We start from the raw sequence: 19,996 nt of genomic DNA, 5'->3' as shown, positions 1-19,996 counted from the left end.
CACTTAACTTTGCAAGTACACACCAAACTGAAAATCCGCGAGGATTTTCAGAAGTAGGCGAGAACAAGCAATTACTTATAGCCATTGTTGGGTACAGTACTTTTTATTCGTCTTTTTCAATTACAACTCTCCTTTCGATGTCATAAGGATAGTATTTATGCTTTCTCTTGAACTCTCCTTTATCAGTTAAAAAGTTTAAAAACTTCTCTAAAGTATCCTTCATAGCTTGATTAATACTTAATTTTTCATTTTCCTTGAAAACAATTCCGTCATTCAACATTTCGTTGATTACGGACCAATCCTCTCCACCAATTCTGTATCTTCTGTATTCTTTACTTTTTACTTGTTCTGAAAGTTCTCTGTATGTGTCATTTAACTCTTTCTCGTTTTCAATCAGTTTTGACATTCTCTTAAGTTCGTAACCACCATTGTCTAAATACCTGTCAAAAATGGCGTCATCCATTCGAGTATATTGATATGTTTTTAAATTTTTAAACTCACTTAAATTTTTCTTTTTACGTTTCTTTTCTCTTGAAGAGTCAATTTTTTGAGATGTTAATGCAAAAATCGCAATGATTAATATACCTATTATGAAATATGAAACCAATCGAAGTAGTTGAGTCCAAAAACTGCCATAATATACTTTTTTTAAAAAAGTCATTTCCTCTTTAACATCAACAGCATTAACAACATCAATTTTTTGTTGTCCTGCTATTTTTCCATAAGATTTAATCTGTGGAATATTACTGTTTTTGTGTAATACAAGAAGTTTGATAGTAAAATATTCGCCTGATTCAATTATTACATTTGAAAATAAGAAGCCTTCGTTTTCTGTTTCAGTGAATTTTACATTTCTTTTTAAATAGTCGTTACTCGATTGGATGATTTCTGGTTTTTCAATTATTTTACCAGAAGTTATTTTTATTCCAACAGGCTCATTTTCATCGTAAAATTCTTTAATTATATTTTCTTGTCCATTGTTGACTATTTTTACTGTATATATCCTTAAGTTTTCTCCAGTTTTCTTAAGACTTGTACTATCGTAGAGTACTTCAAGTTTATTGATGTCGGCATTAAAGTCAAGTACATTGGTATTAGCTATGATTTCATATCTCAAGTCAACAGTTTTCTCTTGCCAAAATGCGTATATTGTTACAAAAGCAGCCACTAAACCGAATAAGGTAATTATCGTTTTTGAGGCATAATTATCTAAATATTTTCCAAAAGTATTTTCGCTCATCTATTTGTTTTCGTATTGTACCCAACGTTTGACTAAAAATAGCAAATTTTATTTGCGTCGCGACGTGCGCAGGCAACTTTGTGCGTTGGCTACCCGACTACTGGGCACTCAACGGGCGCTTCCCGCGGGTGGGATAAGCGAGGCAGTGATTTTTAGTTGTTGTTGTGAACCGTTTTTGTTGCGCTTTGTTCCGTTCTAATTGCACTACACACGAAACACTTCCCGAGTCAAAACCGAAGCTTGAATAGTGAGACACTTAAATTTTTTATTCGACATTCCAATTCTTGGGACATATTCTACGTTTTGGTTCCTACCCAAACCACAAAAATTGGTTGCCATAAATGTCAGTAATTTATTTGTCAAGTTCCGCTTAGGTTTTGTGAACGATCTTGTTCAAGTTAAACTTCCGCCGAATAAGTTCCGTTTACAGTGGGGTGTTTTGGGCGCAATGGTTTACAACGATGGTATAAACGGAATCACCATCAGTTGTAATTGCGTTTACGGGTGTATACATGTTATGAGAATTTGTTCCGTCTGTTAAGACGTTGCTAATACCATAATAAAGAATAGAGCTAGCTTCATTAACACTTAAAGTGTCATTACTATACGCATCTCCTTGGAAGATCTCGTTTACTGAAGAACTAGCAAGGTGAGTTTCAGCGACATCTCCACATGCATAAGAATAAAAATCTGAAGATGTTGAGAAATAAGCTCCTGAACCGGCTGCTTGTATCTGTTCAACATTTGAAGTTAGTACTGTTTTGTTTAATGTAACTTGACTAAATAGAAATGAATTAAAAAATAATGCACTTCCAGCAATGAATAGTTTTCTCATGTTATATGGATTTTAAAGTTAAATGACGAAAACGACAAACTTTGCCGATTTACTTTTTTGATACTAAAGTATCAAATTTGATGCTAAAAAGAAAATCTGGGTGGACATTTTTACCGAGTGAGTAATGAAGGTTTAAAATACGCCCATAACGAAGAGTTGATCCGAAGAATGGCTCGGAATGTTGCCGAGTATAGAAAAGTCAAAGGATATACGCAATTAGATTTAGCAAATGAGGCAGATATCGGTTTGGCTCAAATCAAGCGTATTGAAACTGCAGGTGTGAATACTTCCATTTCAAGTGCTTATCGAATAGCATTGGCTCTTGAAAGATCTGTAGATGATCTGCTTCGTCCGTATGATGAGACAATTCGAATTATTGAGTCAGAAATAGAAAGTTGATTTTTATTTTCTCCTATAAAAGTGATAGGAGTGCCGAAGGAGTTAAAGCGTTATATTTCAGTTGCTTGAGATGGAATCAGGGGTGAGTTTAATGCATATCTTTATCAAAAGATAAGCATAATGAAATTCACCAATTTAAAGGACAACTTACTACCATTTGACATAATTGACAAAGAAACTCTTTCTGAAATTAAGTTCTTTTTTCATCAAATAAACAACCAAGCATTATTCAAGCTTGGGATAAAAAATAGCTATAACGATCATGGTGTTGTTGCTTTAAGTTTGTCAACAGAGTACTTCCCTTTGTTTATCACTTATGATGATCGAACAAGATATATCGCTGAGAATATTGTTTTGTCAGATATTGATATTGAAAACATTGTTTGTAATACAATTATCTCACACTTTTATGGTGCGAGGGGTATTCATCAAATAGCCACTAAAGAAGGTAATCCGAAAAATGCTCTAATTGATTTTAAAAGGTTGCTTGTTGATCAGAAATACAAAGATTGGATTAATGAGAATTTAAATGATGCAAGAAGGAAAGGTAATCATATCTATGGTAGAACAGAATTAAGAACAAGTTTACTTGAAGCTGCAAATACATTTGTATCTATAAAAGAAGGTAAAAAACGAAACTTGTATCCCATAAACATAATGCTATGGGTAGCTAGTTTTATTGAAAGTGGATTAATTTATAAAATCATCAACGCTCAAAGTTTGCAAGAGCTATATAAGAATGTCTCTTCAACCAAAGGTGTTGGGCAGTATTATGGATATCATTGTGCAATTTCCAACAGTATCAATCCGAAAATAAATGTAAATCATGATGAACCATTTTGCGTACCTGGACCAGGAGCAAAGAAGGTTTTACAATTATTGTTTCCGAATATTTCTCCTCGAGAATTTAACTATGGCGATAGAGTGGTTTGGTTAAGACATCATCAAAAAGAACTCTTCGGAGAATTTGAAGTTGATGAATCAATGCATAATATAATAGTTAACGAAAAGAGAATCTTTAAAGATGATCAGAACGACCTCAAAGTTTATGGTTTAGAAGTTGGACTTTGTCAGTTTGGAGTGTATCAAAGGCTAAGAGATAACCCTAAACTTGTTTCCAATAGGAAAATAGTGAGATTGAAGACTTTGTAAAACAATGTGATTAATTATTTTGTGGTCAAATTACAATTCAAATGAGTGTCGATTCTATAAAACGTTTTTGTCAAGTTCTTTCTAATTCCCTTGAGAGTACAATAAAAGCCGACTTACAAGTTGATTCTTTAGAAATTGATTGTAAAAATCTTCCAGATTCATGTGGTAAAAGAGCTGAGGATTTTGGGCAACTAGAACCATTCTTCACCACATTGAGCGAAATAAATAAAACTCCTGTATTGTATTGGTTTGAAGTGATATCCGAGAATACAACAATTGATGTTTATAATTCACACAAGCAATATAAAGACCTTAAAAAGAAGGCTACACCCGCTATAAAGAAGTCGTATTCAAACACTTCAAAAGTGCTATATGTTGGGAAAGTAAAAAGTAATATGAGAGGACGGTTTTATGTACATCTAGGTTACTATCACAACCACAATACTCAAGGTTTGCAGTTATATCATTGGGCTAAACAAATTGGGTTAAAAGTGAGATTAAATTACATTCCCTTTAGTCAAGACATGGCTTTGCTAATGCAGGTTATAGAATCAAATCTAGCAAGGGAACTACAACCAATATTGGGGAGGCATTAAAGGCTCAAATAAACGTCCTGAATCTCTTCTTGTGTTATTCCTAAATATCGCTTTGTAATTGCAATATTGGAATGCGAGAAGATCATTGACAACATGATCAAGCTTCTTTCGCTTTGATCGTCCATTTCGTAAACCCGTCTTCCGAATGTCTTTCTTAAGGTGTGTGTACTTGGATTGTCCGTTTTCACTTTGTATTCTTCAAAGATGGTTTTGAGCCTTCTATTAATGTATTGGAGGGAAATCTTCTTACCTCTTCGATTTACAAAAATGAAGTGATCTATTGTATGAAAGTGTTTTTTAGGTTGATGATTCCAGACGAATTCAACTGCATTTAAGCAATTCGGATTTATTCGAATTGATCTTGACTTTCCAGTTTTACCTTCCTTTAGCTCCAAGGTTGATTTACCCAAGATGTCATCCCATTTTAAATTAAGTAAGTCGGATGCTCTTAATCCGAGGTATGAACCAATACAAATCAAGAGATAATCTTGCCACTTCTTGTCTTTTTTAAGTTGGGCCAAAAGACCCAACATGACATTCCAATCTAGCCCAGAACAGGCAGTTTTACTTCCTTTAACGCTCATGTGTGTTTATGTTAAAGTAATAAAAACCGTGATCCCTTGTTTCACTTTTGTAATCAGAAATAAACTACTGTTGAATATTTTTATCCAGGTGCTTAGTTCTCCTTTTTTATTGCTAGGGCATTAATACAGTAGCGTAAACCACTTGGTGCTGGGCCATCAGGAAAAACATGACCAAGATGTGCGTCACAAATGTTACATGTAGTTTCTACTCGAATCATACCAAAACTGCTATCTTTATGATAAGCTATGTGATTAATATTTATGGGTTCAGAAAAACTTGGCCAACCTGTACCACTTTCAAATTTTCCTTTAGAATCAAATAACGCAGTATTGCAGCATTTGCAATTATATTTTCCTGGTTCAAACAAGCTGCACATTTCAGAACTGTGGGCGGGTTCTGTACCTTTATTTCGTGTTATACGAAATTCCTCTGCTGTTAAAACCTTTCTCCACTCATCTTCAGATTTTTCAACTCTTCGAGGTGGAGTAGGATTACCATGATTAGTATACTTTATAACATCGTTCCAGTTTAACATAATTTCCTTTTTATTTTTTATAACTCAAATTGCAATTAGGACAAACATATCCGTCATCACTCTTTTTTAGTTGAATTCCAGTCAAATTTTTAGATACATAGCCTTGTATCCAACCTTTTCTGCTGTCAATATTGTTGGTATTAATACCTTCTCTTTTCACAGCTTCATAAAACTCTCCACCATACTCCTGACGCCCCCAACACGCTGGGCAATAACCTTCTGGCGTAATTTGTTCTTCAGTTTTACTTGTAAGTTTAGTTTTAATCCAATTAATAATTTTATTCATAACTTTTATTTTTAGCAATTTTAAAGGCTGTATGAGACAACCGTACAAATTCTTTAGTTTTATTATCAATGACAACCCACCTATATTTGTTTCCATAAGGACAAAGTGGCGCTCCATTTACTTCTCCAGAAACTATTTCATATCGTTTTGGATCGCTTAAGTAAGTATTTTTATCTATGTGCTCCATTTTTATTAAGAATAATACAAATATCGTGTAATCAATTCGTATTGCAGTTTGCCAAACCACATTTCGAATTATCAAAATTTCCCATCATATATAATTGACACGTTCGATGGAAATTTCGATTTGACTAAGCCTAATTTTGGTTCTATGTAATTTTTACAAAATGGAGCATTTTTATTTTTTGTATAGTATTGCAAATATTGTTCATGGTTAACTTTAAACTCTTTGAGCGAAAATACCTTAGTGATGTAATTCTTCTCGTTACTAATGCAAGCAGAGTTCAATATTATTTCACTTAGTTTTCTATCGGTATCATTAAAAACATAAATTGCCGATCGATACTTAGCACGCATACTATGATTAGAGGTGCTAGAATGTGTACTTAAATGAATTTCAATTAGCTCTTCGAGTGAAATTATTTTGTTATCATAGTGAACAATAACTCCTTCTGAAAACGTATCATAAGGTGGCGTTGATTTTATCCAACCTTGTTCTACTTTCTCAACTCCTTTAAGAACTGAAAAAACTGCTTCAGTACACCAATGACACCCGCCACCAAACCCTACTTTACCCAGTTCTTTCATTTTTAGAAAACTTTAAAATGTTATACCGTAGATAATACAATGCTATGCAAGCTAGTACAATTGCAATTATAACGAGTGCAAGTTTAGCTTGGTCTCTAAAAAATATTTCGGTAATTAAGGCACCAAACATTGTCCCAAACAGCATCAGGTGAGCAAAAACGCCTACAACAACTTTTTTCTTAAGCTCAAAAATTGATACCAAAAGAAGAACGGCTACTAAAACTTCAAGCGTTCCAGTAAAATACATAAAAAACTCAGGGTCGATCCCAATTTTAGGACTAAACTGTTCAAATCCTTTTCGGCTAGCTTCACTTCCTATAACTTTCATAATGCCGAAAAAAAACATTAATAGCGAGCTAATTAAATGTAATATTTTGTGTGTCATAATAATTCTTTTAAGGTTAAATCTAATCTAAGCAAAGCCCTATTGGGGTCAGACCCAAAAATATTTTGTACAATAGCCCCGTCTGAATCTAAGAGAATCCAATGTGGTGTTCCTCCTGCTTGGTATGTGTAAAAGGTGCTCGCTAATCCAGCATCTCTATAAAAGGGAAATCGGGCATATAATGATTTCATTTTATCCGTAATCTCTTCATCCGACAATTCTGGCCCTTCAAAATTGCTGTGTATACCAACAACATTTACTTTGTCTTTGTACTCTAAAGCTACTCTATTTGCAAACGGAATTGCTCTTCCCACGCATCCCGGACAGTTCAAGTTGAAAAAGAGTATCAATAATGGTTTTCCTATAAAGTCTTCAATCTTTGGAACAAAATCGGTGTTTATAGTTTCTAAGTTCCAGGGTTGTAATTTTTGAATTGTTGTCATGTTTATTGGTTTTAATAACTCTGAAAGCTGGTTAAGCTAGCTTTCAGAGTTTGTTAAATTTATGCAGCGTCACTTAAGAAACTATCACTAAATCTTTCAAAATGACAAGTGTATCCATTCGGGTGTTTTTGCAAATAATCCTGATGCTCAGGCTCTGCGGCCCAAAAAGTTGAGTAGGGTTCTAAAGTAGTTGCTACTTTATTTGGCCATTTGTTCGATTTATTTACCAAATCAATTACCTCAAAGGCATCATTTTTTTCATCTTCATTTTGGAAGAAAATAGCCGATCTATAACTTGAACCTCTATCATTACCTTGTCTGTCAACAGTTGTTGGATCGTGCATTCTAAAGAAGTAATCTAATATTTCTTTAAAATTGGTAACTTTCGGGTCATAAGTGATTTCTATACCCTCTGCATGTCCGGGGTGGTTTCTATAAGTAGGGTTGTCATTTTGACCACCGATATAACCTACTTCAGTATCAATAACTCCAGGTCTTACTCTGAATAATTCTTCCATACCCCAGAAACAACCTCCTGCGACGTATGCTTTTTTTACATTTTTCATAATATTTCTCCTTTTTAATACTTACTAATTTTACATTACAAAATTACCCGCTTATAAGTGCTTTCTTGTAGGCTATTACTCCTCTTAAAGTGGCATTTATTCCTTTTTGGTTAGAGGCTAATCACATCTGCATATAGCGGATTTCGTTGCCGTACCGCTCTGATATACGAACAGTGAGCAGTAGCGGTCAATTTCTCATTCCGAATAGCATCAAAGGTTTTTAATACTAATTCTCTGCCTATTCCTTGACCTCTTAAATGACTAGGCACTTCTGAATGAACAAGGTTGAGATGATTTCCACTTTTTGTATAGCTCACATAGGCTTTTTCGTTATTATTCAGACACAATTCAAAATGTCTGTCAAATTTGTTATGTGTTAACTTATTATCCATTTTTTATTTCTGTTTTTATTTCTGATGACTGCTGAAGGGTTTTATGCACAGGGCATTTACCTGCAATTTGTCTTAATCGTTCTTTTTGTTTTTCATCTAAATCGCCAACAAAATCAAGTGTTTTAGAGAAAACATCTTTCTTTTCGCCATCTATCACTTCTTTGCTGTGGTTGACATAGGTGTAAACTTCATTAAGATCCCAGCCTTTACGCTGTGCATACAATTTCAAGGTCATAACTGTACAAGCTGCCAAGCCAGCGGAAACCAACTCAAATGGTGCCATTCCAAAATCATTACCGCCAACTTTTTTGGGTTCATCAGCGATAATTCCATGGTTTTTAGTGTTAATGCTTGTCGTAAAATTGTCCTCCACCAAATTGAGGTGTGCTACCAATTGATGAGTATCTGGATTGGGTGTTTCAAAAGCTTTCAAATCAATATACCTTGTTGACCAAGAAGCTATCATTTCACCGGCATACAAACTATCTTCTTTTTTGGTAAGCAAATGATCCGCACTATCTAAAGACACAAAGCTTTTTGGATGTAAAGCATTGTGATAAATTTCATGCGCATTTTTTATACCTACAATTTCATCAAAAGGTGCATGCATTACCAAAATTGGCTTTCTCAAAGATTTAATTGTCTCCGATAATTTGTGTTTTTTAAAGCCTTCTACAAACTCACCACTAATGGTAAACTTACGTCCAGCAATAATAACATCTGTATGTTCCCCTATTTTTAAATCCTCGGCTTGACTTGCAAAATGGCGAGCTGTATGCTGAATGTCAGCGGGAGAACCAATAGTTACTACAGCTTTAATGTTATCTAGCTTTGACGCTGCAACAATAGCCGCAGACCCACCTAAAGAATGACCAATTATGAGTTGTGGAGTTTGATAATTCTCAATTAGAAATTGATTTACATCCAATAAATCTTCAACATTGGCTTCAAAATGGCTTTCGGTAAATTCCCCTTCACTTTTCCCTAAACCAGTAAAATCAAAACGTACAACAGCAATGCCTTTTTTGTTGAGTGCTTGACTAATATTTCGCACAGCATTTAATTGACTTGTACATGTAAAACAATGTGCAAAAAGAGCAAATTGCTTTGGTTTTTGATGATTGGGAAAATCAATTGAAGTATTCAGTTTAATTCCGTTTCTATTTACTATTTGTATTTTTTCAGTGTTCATAATTATCTGGTTTTTAAAAAATTAATTGCCGCTTCTGTATTTACATGAAAATCAGCGAAAACTATATTGTCACTTTCATCAATAAAAATAAACCATGGTGTACCACCTGTTTGATAATCCGTCATGGTAGAGCTTCTGCTTTCATTGTTCTGGCTGCCATCATCATGCCCAAATGGAATATTTAAACCGTATTCTTTTTGGGTTTCAATAATTTTATCGAAAGTGTTTTTTGACGCTCCTTCAAAAACGGTTTGTATGGCTAAAAACTTAACGTTTTCGTTTCCCGCTAAAGCATTTACCATTTTCTGTAAAGAAGGCAGGCCTACTTTGTGACACCCCGGACACCAATGTTGAAAAGCATAAATCACCTTAAATTTACCTCTGTAGTCTGCTAGCTTTACAGGGTTCTTTAATTCCTTTCCACTTTCATCTATCCATTGGGTTATTCGTAATTCTGGTGCTTTTATTGAAGCTTGTTCTTGTTTCATATTGTTTCCTATCTTTTTTTATTTCGTTAATTGTATGCTACAAATTTAAGTTGGTTTAGTGTGTAGCTGTTAGGTCGAGTTTCCCACTCGATTGGCAATTTTTCCCAGTTAGAGTTCTACTTATTTCACCTAACACAAATTTTGAGTTAATTATATCGTTTCTTTATCTTTTTTGAGTTAAAACCTCAAAAAAAATGACAAATAAACTCCTTTTTCAATTTGTAATAACAACACCCTCTTTAGCTTTATGTTTACAACCAAACAACTGTATATTAGCTGGTTGCAGGTAATATGTTCCGAATTTTGAGTATAATCTGAATTTGTATATATTTGAACGCATGGCCAAGTATAGTTTTTCTTACAGGATATAGTAAAAAAAATGGGAGTAGAATAATTTTAACATTATGGGTATTAAAAAGGTTTTTTTAGGTGTATTAATATTTTTTTTTGTAACTAGCTGTCAAGATATTTCGCAAAAGCAGAAATTATCTAATGGAAATCTTACTACGGACTCTTCTTTATCTCTTCCAGAAATAGTACTAATAGATAGGTTTGATAATCAACTTTTTTTAGATACACTAATAAACCGTATAGTAGCCCAGTTCACTCCGATTTACATTGGACCATTAAAAGATTCAATTAGGGTTACCTACAAAATTTCAAACATTCCACAACAACTTGAGTACAGCCCCTATAGAATACCTAATGAAAACGATATTAGTATTTTCATTGATACATCAAAAACGATTGGCTTTCCAATGCCTATCGGAGAATACTATAAGACCCCAGAATATCGAATAAAGAAAAAATCATATCCTATTTTTATAAAAAACTTAAGCCTCGACACGTTAAAAATTGGTTATGGAGAACTTTTGCCAATGGTTACTGAGGCTCAAGACTCGTTAGGCAATTGGATAGAACTGGAGAAACCAATTGTCTTATACTGTGGGACTAAAAAAAATGATATTTTCCTCCCTCCTAATCAATATGCAATAACAACATTAAGGCAAAATTTTGGGATAACTCCAACTGTATTTAGAGTAAAATATGAAACAAAAGATAGTGTAGTTTTTTCTAATAAAATTTTTGGAAATTTGTAAATATTTTATTTGAAAAATTGAAGTCTTGAAATTATAATTGGTGGTTTAATTGGGTAATTTTTTAGAAAATAAAGAGCAAAAAAAGCAGCCCCATAGGGCTGTTTTATATATTGTGAGAGTTTAAAAAATCAATTTTTTAAATATTCTCTGATGCCATAACTTGCCAAAACTCCTTCTCCTGTTGCTGCCGCCACTTGAGCAATTGCTCCTTCACGATTATCTCCTGCTGCAAATATTCCAGGCACAGATGTTTCTGCTAATCCACTTGACTTTATAAAACCTCGTTCATTTAGTTCTACAAGTCCTTTAAATGGTTGATTATTTGGAATTAATCCAATGAAAATAAACACACCATCTGCTTTGATTACTTCTTCTTTATTTGAGTTTTTGTCTTTCACCTTTAGTCCATCAAATTTTCCTTCGGAGTTAACCAAGAACTCAATAGATTCTTTATTATAATAAGGTTCAATATTATCAATGGTTTTCAGTTTCTCTACATAAGTTTCGGATGCAGAAAAACTATCGTTCCTATTAATGATTTTTACTTTTTTAGTAAATCCTGACAAGAAAATACCTTCTTCTAATGCAGAATTACCGCCACCTACAACAATAATTTCTTGATCTCGGTAAAACGCACCATCACAAGTAGCACAAAAATGTACACCTCCACCAATTAATTCTTCTTCTCCAGGAATATCTAATCTTCTGTACGTTGAACCCGTAGAAAGCACCACTGTTTTTCCAAAAAACGCGTCTGTTTTGGTTGTGATTTTAAACAGTTCGCCCTCTTTTTCAATTTTACTTACTTCTTGACCTGTTTTAATGGTAGCGCCATAAGTTTTGGCTTGTTCTTCCATTTTATCCATCAAAGCTGGCCCTGAAATTGAGGTAAAGCCAGGATAATTTTCAATTTTCTCAGTTAAAAAAGCGTTTCCTCCAATGGTTTTTTTCTCCAAAATAAGCGTATCAAAACGATCTCTTTGGGCATAAATAGAAGTAGTTAGCCCAGCTGCTCCACCTCCAATAATAATACTGTCAAAAATTTTGGTTTCTTTAGTCGCATCAATTTTTAGTAATTCTTTAAGCTTTGCATTGTCGGGGTTGGTGTAGGGTTGATTATCAATTAAAACTGTAGGGATTATGCGCTTACCCTTATTAATTTCTTCTACCTTTTTTGTAGCCCAATCGTGTTCGTCTACATCAATAAATTGATAGTTTACACCGTTGTCTTGCAAGTATCTTTTTGCTCTTCTACAATCAGGACACCAATCAGCACCATATAACTGAACACGTCCTTCTTCGTTTACACCCAATACCGAACCTAGCGTCGCATTATCTGGATTTGTATACGTTTTTCCATTAATGATTAAAGTTGGGATAATTCGTTTTCCGTTATTGATGGACTCTACTTTTTTGGTTGCGGATTCATCTAAATCTACATCAATAAAAGTATATTCAACGTTGTTTTCTTTTAAGAATGCTTTAGCTCTTCTACAATCTGGACACCAATCGGCTCCATACAATTTAATTTCTTCCATAGGTTTATTTTTTATTGTTTAGCATTGTTTCATGCGTATGATTATGCTGTTTTCTTCTAATAATTATAGTGTGGTAGCTGTAGCTAATTAAAAAACCAAGAGCTATAAAGGTTAAGGCAACACCCCCAAACAGAATCCACTCACTCCATTCGCTGTTTTGATTAATGGCTCCCCAAATTCCTGACAGAACAAATAGTGCTGCAGCTACGTATAAAAGTGTGGCTGCACGAGTAAGTCGAGTAAGTTGCAGAATTTTTAGGTCAGCAATATGGTGTTGAAAATCACTTTTACATTCTTTAATCAGCTGACCTATTTCTGTACTCAAACTCATCATTTGAGATGTTGTTGAAAGCACAAACATTCCAATACCCGGAACTATTGTAATGGGGATATACCAATCCATATTAACCGATATAAGGTGTTTCGCCTTGAGCCAATTTTAGTCTAGTCCATAAATTCATATTAATAACAATGGCTGCTATTTCTGCTATTTCTTTTTCAGAAAAATGTTTTGCTAAATCGTCATGTACCTCTTGAAAATTAGGATGTGTACCAACCGACAAAGCATCTGTATATCGTAATGCTGATTTTTCTTTATCCGTGTATAACTCACTATTCCAATAAGAAGAAATATTGTCTACTTTTCCTTCATTAATTCCAACTTCTCTTGCTGTTTTAGCATGCAGAATTACACAATAGGCACACTCATTTTTTTGAGCTACTCTTAAACGAAGTAACTGTGCTAATTTTTGATCTGTATCAAGATTAGCTGTGTAACCAAATGCTTGTGCCATTTGTTTGGCTAAGTCTAAAAATGGGGTTTGCTCGGGATTGAATCGGGTGTTTTTGAATTTTATATCACTCATATTTATATGGTTTAAGTAAAAGTAAACCGATAGAAACTCTACCGATTTACTTTTTGTTTGTAATTATTATAATTCTGGTGCAATTGGAAAGTCAATTTCGAAGCCTGTTAGGTTGTGGATATAGTTGCTCATAATTTTATCTCCAATTAAAATTACTACATCAATCATATTGACTTCACTATAACCTGCATTGAAAAATGCTTCTTTAGCTTCATTGCTGATTTTTGCCTTGTTGTTAACTACAGCAGCAGTAAATTTTGCCAAAGCATCCAACTTAGAATCGAAACTTGCTTTTCCGCCTCTAATTTCAAGAATTTGCTCATCATTAAATCCGTTCATTTTCCCAATAGCGGTATGAGCAGATTGACAATAACGACAACCATTAATTTGGCTTGTTACAAGATTAACCACTTCTTTTTCTTTGGCTCGTAGGGTTGATTTTCTTCCTTGAAGTGCTAGATAGTCGTTTAATGCCGTGTTGTTTTTTGCGTAGTAGGCATAAAGGTTGGGTACAAAGCCGATTTGCTTTTCTAGCTGATCAAAAGTTGCCTGATTTTTTTCTGAAACTTCTGCTTTTGTTGGTACGCTGAATGTGTTTTCTGTAGTTGTCATAATTGCTTGTTTTTTATGTTAATAATTAATTACAATGCAAATATCAAGCATACTAACAGAATGAGGTTAGGGGAGAATTCCCTTCAACTTGGCAATTTTTCCTCAAATGATATTTCGTTATTGATTTAGCAATTACTTCTATAGTCAGTAGGAGATTTCCCTTCTTGTTTTTTGAAAAAGCGACTAAAACTCTGCACATCCTGAAAGCCTAGTTCATAACCGATTTCTGACACATCTTTATCTGTGTAAAAGAGCATTCTTCGTGCTTCTAGTAGAATCCTCTCCTGAATAAACTGCAATGGGCTTTTTTCTCCCAATTTTTTAAACGTGTTGGCAATGGTTTTAGGAGACTTGTAAAGCAATTCAGCATATTCTGATACACTATGCTTTGTACGGAAGTGTTTTTCCACTAGATAGTTAAACTCTCTGATTATGTTGTTTTGTTCATTCGTGATTTTTTGCAAACAACTATCTCTTTTTAAAATTCGGGTAGACAATATTAAAATACGCTTGAGCATCATCTGGAGCATTTCAAGTTGTAGACTATCTCTCATTTCAAACTCCAAGTTGCTCAACTTCCATACAGTCTGCATGATTTCTAAGTCTTCATTTCTCAAGTTAATTATTGGAATTTCCGAAGCTGAACCATAGAATAACACACCCTTACATCCCACTTCACTATCATGATCGACAACGCAATAAAATGGTCTATTGAAGCTTAAAATCTCAGCTTTTTGGAGCGAAATCACTTCTATATTATGAAACTGTGTTAAAAAAATTATTTGATTTTCAGAAAAGTTGTACTCGATTTTGTCAATTAGCAATTGACTCTTTTCTTTGAACCAAATAATCTTTAAAGTTTCATCCCTTTGAGTGATGAGCCCTTCAAAGCCAAAGCTGTCAAGCTTCTGTAACTCAAAGAATTCTCCAGTTTCGCCCTCGTACGTCATTTTTACTACAAAAGTATAAACATAGTTTAGTTGTACAAAATTTGATTAATTTGTTTCACTTTTATACCGATTCAATCATAAATAAAACATGAATTCCCACATCAGTTTTCTAATCAATTGACCCAGTGTAAAATAGTGTATTTAGTTACACTTGTATCAGATCTGAAACAAGTTGAAAAGAAAATTAGATTTCGAAATTAGAAGCGATTTACATTTCAAATCAACTATTCAATAATAATTTCAGTTTGTTGATATTCCCGCCAATTTATTGGATCACCGTTAATCCCTGTGTCAAAATTGGATTCAAGCCATTGGACAAACTTTAATGTTTCCTTTTCATCAGTTATCTTTTTTTCACCAACACCCGGTTTAATAAAATCAGAAAATTCCTCAGGAATTATCGGAGCTGAATCACCAAAATAAAAGAACTCTTCCGAAACTAAGGCATATTTTCCACCTACATCTGTATCCAAATGGCCTTCATTTCTTTGTCCATGATCAAGTGAATGTGCTGAATTTACTTGACACCAATCGTTGTCTGAGTTCTTATAGTAAATATTATCACCATACATTGCTACCAAACTACCGTTGACAACAGGTTTTTTATATTGAAACCTTGGGGCATTCCAATAGTCCTCCATTGGAATTTTTTCGGATACTTTCATAGCATATATTAATCTATTTAAGCACTTAAAACCCGTTGTGTCTTCTATATTCTTTGAACCTGTTCCAATTATCCAGTCACCAATTTCAAGATTGCTACTTTTACGAATCTTTGGTTTACAAACGGTTAAAGTACAGTATTTACCGAAAGGATTTGGAGCTAAACCAAAATCATGATGGACTACGTAACTATAAATTTTCATCAGCAAGATATTCTTTTAATGTTATACAATGGAGAAGCTACTCCTCCTGATTCATTTTCAAAATCGGAATTATTTCCACTGACTATATCTCCCAATTTATCAATCGAATTCCAACCTAATAATGCTGATCCGTACCTTTTAAAAGTTGTTGGAAGTTCGACATTATCCTTATTCCCATGGGTGTATACCCCTACTATTCTTTTCCCTTCAGCGTAGGCTTTTCGAATCTCATAATTAACCCACTTTCTATTATGCGTTTCTGGACCAATTAAACAGATAACGGTACTTGATTGCTTTATCCTTATATTTAATAGTCTTTTTACAACGGCATCTGAAGGTTTACGACCATCTTTATGCTTTGTACTATCAATAGAAAAGTTTCTAACATTAAATCCACCACCTTTTAATCTTTCTTTCAATGATTGGACATGATGATCATCTTTGCCATAATGGCTTATAAATATATTACTGGTATCTGCCATATGTAAATTATTAGATATCCAAATTCCATTTGTTTGGGAAACAATACTGAATTTCCTTACTTTTTGGTTTATACTTTTGCTTTATTCTTCTGCGTCCATTTAATCCGGAAAATTCAGGGTGTGCAACTCTTGAATATTTTGCAACTTCACAAAAAATGTTTTGGCAATCAATAAGTTGTAATTTTCTTTCGTTTAAATAGCGGAAATTTAAGCCTAACCTCTCAAAATGATATTCTTGCGTATTGGTAACGTACTTAATTACATCTTCGTAACTCTTATCTCCAATGTCACTGAAACACTTTTGAATACCTTCGATTGCTCCTGGGCCTGCTTTCACAAATTCCATTTCATTATAATTTGTGAGTTCGCTATAATTAACATCTGTTATAAGTTGATAAGCGAGAAATGTTCCAATTGAAGGATAGCGTAGCAAAAGCTCATACCCCTCTTTCATGTTTTTACTTCTCATCAATTTTTCAGCTAACCCATCCTCAATCATTTCTTTTATCATCAATAAATGATTTTGGTGTTTTCTCCCTTGACCGTACTTTGACTTTGCCGAAGCCATGATATATGCTGCCGAATAAATGGAAACCTTATTGTCTAACAACTTAGTTAGAATTTTGTCGTACTTGTCAAAATCGAAAGATTGATAACTGATTTGACATAATTCACTTTCTAAATAATCCCATGTTTCTATTTTATTAAAAACCTTGTACACAAGTATTCTGAAAAGAATATTTCTAGGGTCATTGTCACATGAATAAATCACATTAGAAATTAAATATTGACTAACTCGGTCTAATACCCTATATGCATTGGTAAACTTGTATTCTTTCAGAATGACATCATTAGTTAATGTTGGTTTGTTTTGAAGTCTATTAAAGAATATGTTTTGTCGTTCAAATGCGAACTTCCAATATGTATCAAATACAATTGTTGGCTTTAGTCCAATACCGAGGACATCACTATCTTTTTTTATATTTCTTCTCTCCATTAAAAGCATAAATGTTCTAACTAAACTTTTGAGTTAGTCCTAGAAGGATTAGGTAAATGATTTCACTTATATGTGGAGTAGTCGCTAATCGTTTATTCTGAGATACTGTCAGACCATTGAGACTAGATATTCCATCCCAACCAAGATTATTAATTTCTTCCTTGATCTTCGAATAACTAACAGTATTCTCTGAAAAGTTTTGTTCGAATAATGTAATTAATTCTTGATAATCTTCATTATCAGCCATATAATCCTGGTTAAATATGGAGGTCTCTCGATTTTCTAATGATTCAATTATTTGCATTGTCACTCCACCAAATGCACCTATCAAAAAAATTGGCTGTTTCTTTTTCAACGAGAGAACAAACTCTTCTAGAACTCCTGGATATTTCCCTTTGAATCCAGATGTTTTTCCTCCGATAAATATTCTTGCATCACACGAAAGATTCATTTTATCTCTCATCTCAGTTAAGCAACGTGTCCAGATATATTGGTTCTTTCCCTTTGATGGAGGTAAAAATTCATTCAAATCTTTTATTTCAATATCAGCTGGGGGATCAACAGGAATAAATGTCACTTTTGAGGCTAATTCCGCACGTTGTTTTTTAGTTAAATTGAGACTCAAAGGCCAAGCTAAATAACTATAAAATCTCTCTTCATTTGATTCAGGTATGTTGTAGTAATTTAATAGATCAAAGAATAATTCTGTAAATCCGCCATTCCTAAGATCTCCACCATAAGCCAAAGAACCACCCAACGATAATACATACTTTGCAGTTTCAATCATTGCGTCTCGAAGATGGTTTATGTCAAATCCTAATTCTTCCAAGTCCTCACATTCTGAAATTGATATGCCTATGCGTTTATCTTTAAGTAGAAATCGTCTTGCTAGTCGATCTTGATTTTTTAGAACAATGTCATTCTTTGAGCCGCTGTCATCCGATCGATTAGATATGTTAATTTGTTCTTTCATTGTTTCAATATTAAGGACGGGATAGTCGTTGGAGTTACAAAATGATAAGACTCATCCATTTTCATTAATAGTTCTGTTTCTTCTGTTCCCAAAGGAGGGTCAGGGTAAACAATTAATTTGTACTCTGAATTATTACTAACATCTAATTTGCGGTCTTTCAATTGCAAAAAGCTATAAAGTTCTGGTGTTGTAGAAAGTATAGAATCAGCCTTTAAACCATAAAGAGTGGTAATTTCATCTAATAACATCCCTGTATACTTATTGTAGAGAACTTGTTCAAGAGTCAAGCATATAATGTCTTCGAAATTATCTTTTAATCGAATTGAGGGATAGTTTCCCATATATGGGAAGGTTCTTTTCTCACCATTTTTAATTGCGTTTACGATTACAACTGGACACCCATGTTTTTTGGCTGTCAATACTTCAATTCTACACCACTCTCGCTCAGCATAACTATCAGATTGGAAGGCAACAAGGGCTGAATTTTCAACAGCCCTTTTAATCTCATCTCCGAAATTTGAACCAAATGAAATATCATTTGCGTCAAAAAAAGTTTTTAATTGTGTTTCAGAATTTATAAAATCCTTAAACTTCATAGCCTCATACTTAGAGTCATCGTGTTTGGAGTGACTAATAAACAGCTTTATTGGAGGGGGTAAATGTTCAAAGGATTCTTGCTCATCAACCGCCTTCTTCATGTTGAGCATTAATCGACATAACTCATGTGTTATATTGAGCCTTAAATAGCGAAACACACTGTTTTCATCTTGTGTTTGACACTCCTTTTCCCCCGTGATTTTATCAGCCCGTAAAAAATTTATTTGACCTAGGTTCTTTGAAAAGCCATAGGCGTTTTTTGAAATTGCAACAGGATATACTTTAGTCTTTCCTTTACTTATTAATGAGTAAGAAAGAACCTCTTCAATATAAGTTTTGTAATTCTTATCGTTCACAAAATCATCATCTATTAATGGAACTATGGCATTAAAAGTTGATTCACTATAGTTGATTGTTCTTGGAGATTTTGTATCTTTAAAATTAACCTTTCTGAAATAAACAGGTATTCCAATTGTCCGATTTAACGGTTTATCAGAATCACGGCAAAAAACAGAGTACAAGTAGTCAGCTATCTTCTGCCCATCTTCGAAACTAGGGTGCCAAATAATAAAAATTGCTAAAGGACTTTTGTAACTCATAAGTTTTCTAGGTATTTATTTAGAGGATTTGTTAGTGAACTGAAGGTTTTAATATTTTGTCCTTTTTGAATCTTGGACTCATACAACTTGTAGCTATTACGAACATTTTTTAAAAAAGTATTAAGAGAATAATACCCATTCAAAATTTCTTTAGTTTTTAAATAATCTGGTAAACTTTTAATTGGTAAGTTTCGGTTTCTCAAAATTTTCATTTTTTCAGCCATTTGATCATATGCGTAACCAATTTCAAAAGGCACCCATGGCGATGAAGCAGTTGTTGAAGAAACTATTACAATCATATAATTTGATTTCTTTAAACCAGCTTTGATAGAATCAGTAACATCCTCTGGAGAATTGCTTTTCTTTAAATGAATATCTTCTAAATCAAAGAATACATCGATTTGATGGTCATTAATATATTTTGCTACAGATTTTGCGAAATCCTCATCATTTCTTTGATAGCTTATGAAAACACAAGGTACGTCATCCTCTTTCTCTTCAGAAATTAGTCTAAATAACTTATCGATTTTGTCTGCTCTATTTCTCCCTTCCAT

28 protein-coding genes are annotated in these 19,996 nt (G+C 33.6%); 4 read left to right on the top strand and 24 right to left on the bottom strand.

The features are described from left to right. Positions 1-103 precede the first annotated feature (103 nt). Together A8143_RS11250 and A8143_RS11245 are read right to left on the bottom strand one after the other, a co-directional pair. Positions 104-1,240, bottom strand: coding sequence for a hypothetical protein (locus A8143_RS11250; protein WP_070138158.1), 1,137 nt, complete (start codon positions 1,238-1,240; stop codon positions 104-106). A gap of 424 nt (positions 1,241-1,664) precedes the next feature. Then, positions 1,665-2,075 carry a hypothetical protein gene (locus tag A8143_RS11245; protein ID WP_070138157.1) on the bottom strand — a complete coding sequence of 137 codons (411 nt, stop codon included), beginning with the start codon at positions 2,073-2,075 and terminating at the stop codon, positions 1,665-1,667. 117 nt (positions 2,076-2,192) lie between these two features. On the opposite strand from A8143_RS11245, the gene A8143_RS11240 reads away from it, so the two are divergent. The 3 genes from A8143_RS11240 (at position 2,193) to A8143_RS11230 (ending at position 4,222) form a co-directional block, all read left to right on the top strand. After that, on the top strand, positions 2,193-2,474 hold the full coding sequence (locus A8143_RS11240; RefSeq protein WP_070138156.1) for a helix-turn-helix transcriptional regulator: 282 nt from the start codon (positions 2,193-2,195) through the stop codon (positions 2,472-2,474). 120 nt (positions 2,475-2,594) lie between these two features. Continuing rightward, positions 2,595-3,626 carry a nucleotide kinase domain-containing protein gene (locus A8143_RS11235; protein ID WP_070138155.1) on the top strand — a complete coding sequence of 344 codons (1,032 nt, stop codon included), beginning with the start codon at positions 2,595-2,597 and terminating at the stop codon, positions 3,624-3,626. A 41-nt stretch (positions 3,627-3,667) separates the two neighbouring features. Next, a complete protein-coding gene (locus tag A8143_RS11230; RefSeq protein ID WP_070138154.1) occupies positions 3,668-4,222 on the top strand; it encodes a hypothetical protein in 555 nt (184 codons plus the stop codon). On the opposite strand, the gene A8143_RS11225 is transcribed toward A8143_RS11230, so the two are convergent. The 11 genes from A8143_RS11225 to A8143_RS11175 form a co-directional block, all read right to left on the bottom strand. Continuing rightward, a complete protein-coding gene (locus A8143_RS11225; RefSeq protein WP_070138153.1) occupies positions 4,219-4,806 on the bottom strand; it encodes a tyrosine-type recombinase/integrase in 588 nt (195 codons plus the stop codon). The two genes, A8143_RS11230 and A8143_RS11225, sit on opposite strands and share 4 nt — an antisense overlap. Before the next feature lie 92 nt (positions 4,807-4,898). Then, complete coding sequence (msrB, locus tag A8143_RS11220) at positions 4,899-5,342, bottom strand: peptide-methionine (R)-S-oxide reductase MsrB (protein WP_070138152.1); 444 nt, start codon at positions 5,340-5,342, stop codon at positions 4,899-4,901. A 10-nt stretch (positions 5,343-5,352) separates the two neighbouring features. Further along, positions 5,353-5,628 carry a hypothetical protein gene (locus tag A8143_RS11215; RefSeq protein WP_070138151.1) on the bottom strand — a complete coding sequence of 92 codons (276 nt, stop codon included), beginning with the start codon at positions 5,626-5,628 and terminating at the stop codon, positions 5,353-5,355. Further along, positions 5,621-5,815 (bottom strand): hypothetical protein, encoded by a 195-nt coding sequence (locus A8143_RS11210; RefSeq protein WP_070138150.1) that lies wholly within the window; start codon positions 5,813-5,815, stop codon positions 5,621-5,623. The genes A8143_RS11215 and A8143_RS11210 overlap by 8 nt, the downstream gene beginning before the upstream one ends. A 71-nt stretch (positions 5,816-5,886) precedes the next feature. Further along, complete coding sequence (locus A8143_RS11205) at positions 5,887-6,396, bottom strand: peptide-methionine (S)-S-oxide reductase (RefSeq protein WP_070138149.1); 510 nt, start codon at positions 6,394-6,396, stop codon at positions 5,887-5,889. Further along, positions 6,380-6,781: a DoxX family protein gene (locus A8143_RS11200; protein WP_070138148.1), complete on the bottom strand. Its 402-nt coding sequence runs from the start codon at positions 6,779-6,781 to the stop codon at positions 6,380-6,382. Before A8143_RS11200 ends, A8143_RS11205 begins: the two co-directional genes overlap by 17 nt. Then, positions 6,778-7,224, bottom strand: a complete 447-nt coding sequence (locus A8143_RS11195) for a TlpA family protein disulfide reductase (RefSeq protein ID WP_070138147.1) — start codon at positions 7,222-7,224, stop codon at positions 6,778-6,780. The genes A8143_RS11200 and A8143_RS11195 overlap by 4 nt, the downstream gene beginning before the upstream one ends. A 59-nt stretch (positions 7,225-7,283) precedes the next feature. Beyond that, positions 7,284-7,790: a peptide-methionine (S)-S-oxide reductase MsrA gene (msrA, locus tag A8143_RS11190; RefSeq protein ID WP_070138146.1), complete on the bottom strand. Its 507-nt coding sequence runs from the start codon at positions 7,788-7,790 to the stop codon at positions 7,284-7,286. A 110-nt stretch (positions 7,791-7,900) separates the two neighbouring features. Then, positions 7,901-8,182, bottom strand: coding sequence for a GNAT family N-acetyltransferase (locus tag A8143_RS11185; protein WP_070138145.1), 282 nt, complete (start codon positions 8,180-8,182; stop codon positions 7,901-7,903). Continuing rightward, a complete protein-coding gene (locus tag A8143_RS11180; protein WP_070138144.1) occupies positions 8,175-9,374 on the bottom strand; it encodes a bifunctional alpha/beta hydrolase/OsmC family protein in 1,200 nt (399 codons plus the stop codon). The genes A8143_RS11185 and A8143_RS11180 overlap by 8 nt, the downstream gene beginning before the upstream one ends. 2 nt (positions 9,375-9,376) lie before the next feature. Next, complete coding sequence (locus tag A8143_RS11175) at positions 9,377-9,862, bottom strand: peroxiredoxin family protein (RefSeq protein ID WP_070138143.1); 486 nt, start codon at positions 9,860-9,862, stop codon at positions 9,377-9,379. 404 nt (positions 9,863-10,266) lie between these two features. Here A8143_RS11175 and A8143_RS11170 point away from each other — a divergent pair, with 404 nt between their 5' ends. Beyond that, a complete protein-coding gene (locus A8143_RS11170; RefSeq protein WP_070138142.1) occupies positions 10,267-10,962 on the top strand; it encodes a hypothetical protein in 696 nt (231 codons plus the stop codon). Between the two features lie 128 nt (positions 10,963-11,090). Here the strand turns inward: A8143_RS11170 and A8143_RS11165 are convergent, their stop codons facing one another. The 11 genes from A8143_RS11165 to A8143_RS11115 all read right to left on the bottom strand — a co-directional run bounded on the left by A8143_RS11165 (position 11,091) and on the right by A8143_RS11115 (position 19,996). Continuing rightward, on the bottom strand, positions 11,091-12,500 hold the full coding sequence (locus A8143_RS11165; RefSeq protein WP_083261343.1) for an FAD-dependent oxidoreductase: 1,410 nt from the start codon (positions 12,498-12,500) through the stop codon (positions 11,091-11,093). A gap of 4 nt (positions 12,501-12,504) precedes the next feature. Further along, positions 12,505-12,903 carry a hypothetical protein gene (locus tag A8143_RS11160; RefSeq protein WP_070138141.1) on the bottom strand — a complete coding sequence of 133 codons (399 nt, stop codon included), beginning with the start codon at positions 12,901-12,903 and terminating at the stop codon, positions 12,505-12,507. Position 12,904: 1 nt separating this feature from the next. Continuing rightward, complete coding sequence (locus A8143_RS11155) at positions 12,905-13,366, bottom strand: carboxymuconolactone decarboxylase family protein (RefSeq protein ID WP_070138140.1); 462 nt, start codon at positions 13,364-13,366, stop codon at positions 12,905-12,907. A gap of 66 nt (positions 13,367-13,432) precedes the next feature. After that, positions 13,433-13,978, bottom strand: a complete 546-nt coding sequence (locus A8143_RS11150) for a carboxymuconolactone decarboxylase family protein (RefSeq protein ID WP_070138139.1) — start codon at positions 13,976-13,978, stop codon at positions 13,433-13,435. Positions 13,979-14,103: 125 nt separating this feature from the next. Further along, entirely contained in the window at positions 14,104-14,928 is an 825-nt protein-coding gene (locus A8143_RS11145; protein ID WP_070138138.1) for a helix-turn-helix domain-containing protein, read from the bottom strand. A gap of 224 nt (positions 14,929-15,152) precedes the next feature. Further along, positions 15,153-15,794, bottom strand: coding sequence for an Nmad2 family putative nucleotide modification protein (locus tag A8143_RS11140; RefSeq protein WP_070138137.1), 642 nt, complete (start codon positions 15,792-15,794; stop codon positions 15,153-15,155). Continuing rightward, positions 15,794-16,276, bottom strand: a complete 483-nt coding sequence (locus A8143_RS11135) for a TIR domain-containing protein (RefSeq protein ID WP_070138136.1) — start codon at positions 16,274-16,276, stop codon at positions 15,794-15,796. Before A8143_RS11135 ends, A8143_RS11140 begins: the two co-directional genes overlap by 1 nt. Before the next feature lie 10 nt (positions 16,277-16,286). Beyond that, on the bottom strand, positions 16,287-17,273 hold the full coding sequence (locus A8143_RS11130; protein WP_096348999.1) for a nucleotide kinase domain-containing protein: 987 nt from the start codon (positions 17,271-17,273) through the stop codon (positions 16,287-16,289). A gap of 16 nt (positions 17,274-17,289) precedes the next feature. Further along, positions 17,290-18,246 carry a hypothetical protein gene (locus A8143_RS11125; protein ID WP_070138134.1) on the bottom strand — a complete coding sequence of 319 codons (957 nt, stop codon included), beginning with the start codon at positions 18,244-18,246 and terminating at the stop codon, positions 17,290-17,292. Further along, the gene (locus tag A8143_RS11120) at positions 18,243-19,442 is read right to left on the bottom strand and encodes a toll/interleukin-1 receptor domain-containing protein (RefSeq protein WP_070138133.1); all 1,200 of its coding nucleotides are present in this window, start codon (positions 19,440-19,442) and stop codon (positions 18,243-18,245) included. The genes A8143_RS11125 and A8143_RS11120 overlap by 4 nt, the downstream gene beginning before the upstream one ends. Then, entirely contained in the window at positions 19,439-19,996 is a 558-nt protein-coding gene (locus A8143_RS11115) for a toll/interleukin-1 receptor domain-containing protein (RefSeq protein ID WP_070138132.1), read from the bottom strand. The genes A8143_RS11120 and A8143_RS11115 overlap by 4 nt, the downstream gene beginning before the upstream one ends.

This window comes from Crocinitomix algicola (assembly GCF_001661595.2).
GTDB classification, from domain to species: domain Bacteria; phylum Bacteroidota; class Bacteroidia; order Flavobacteriales_D; family Crocinitomicaceae; genus Crocinitomix; species Crocinitomix algicola.
Note: the sequence above shows the minus strand (reverse complement) of the source record. Positions and strands in the feature narration are given on the sequence as shown.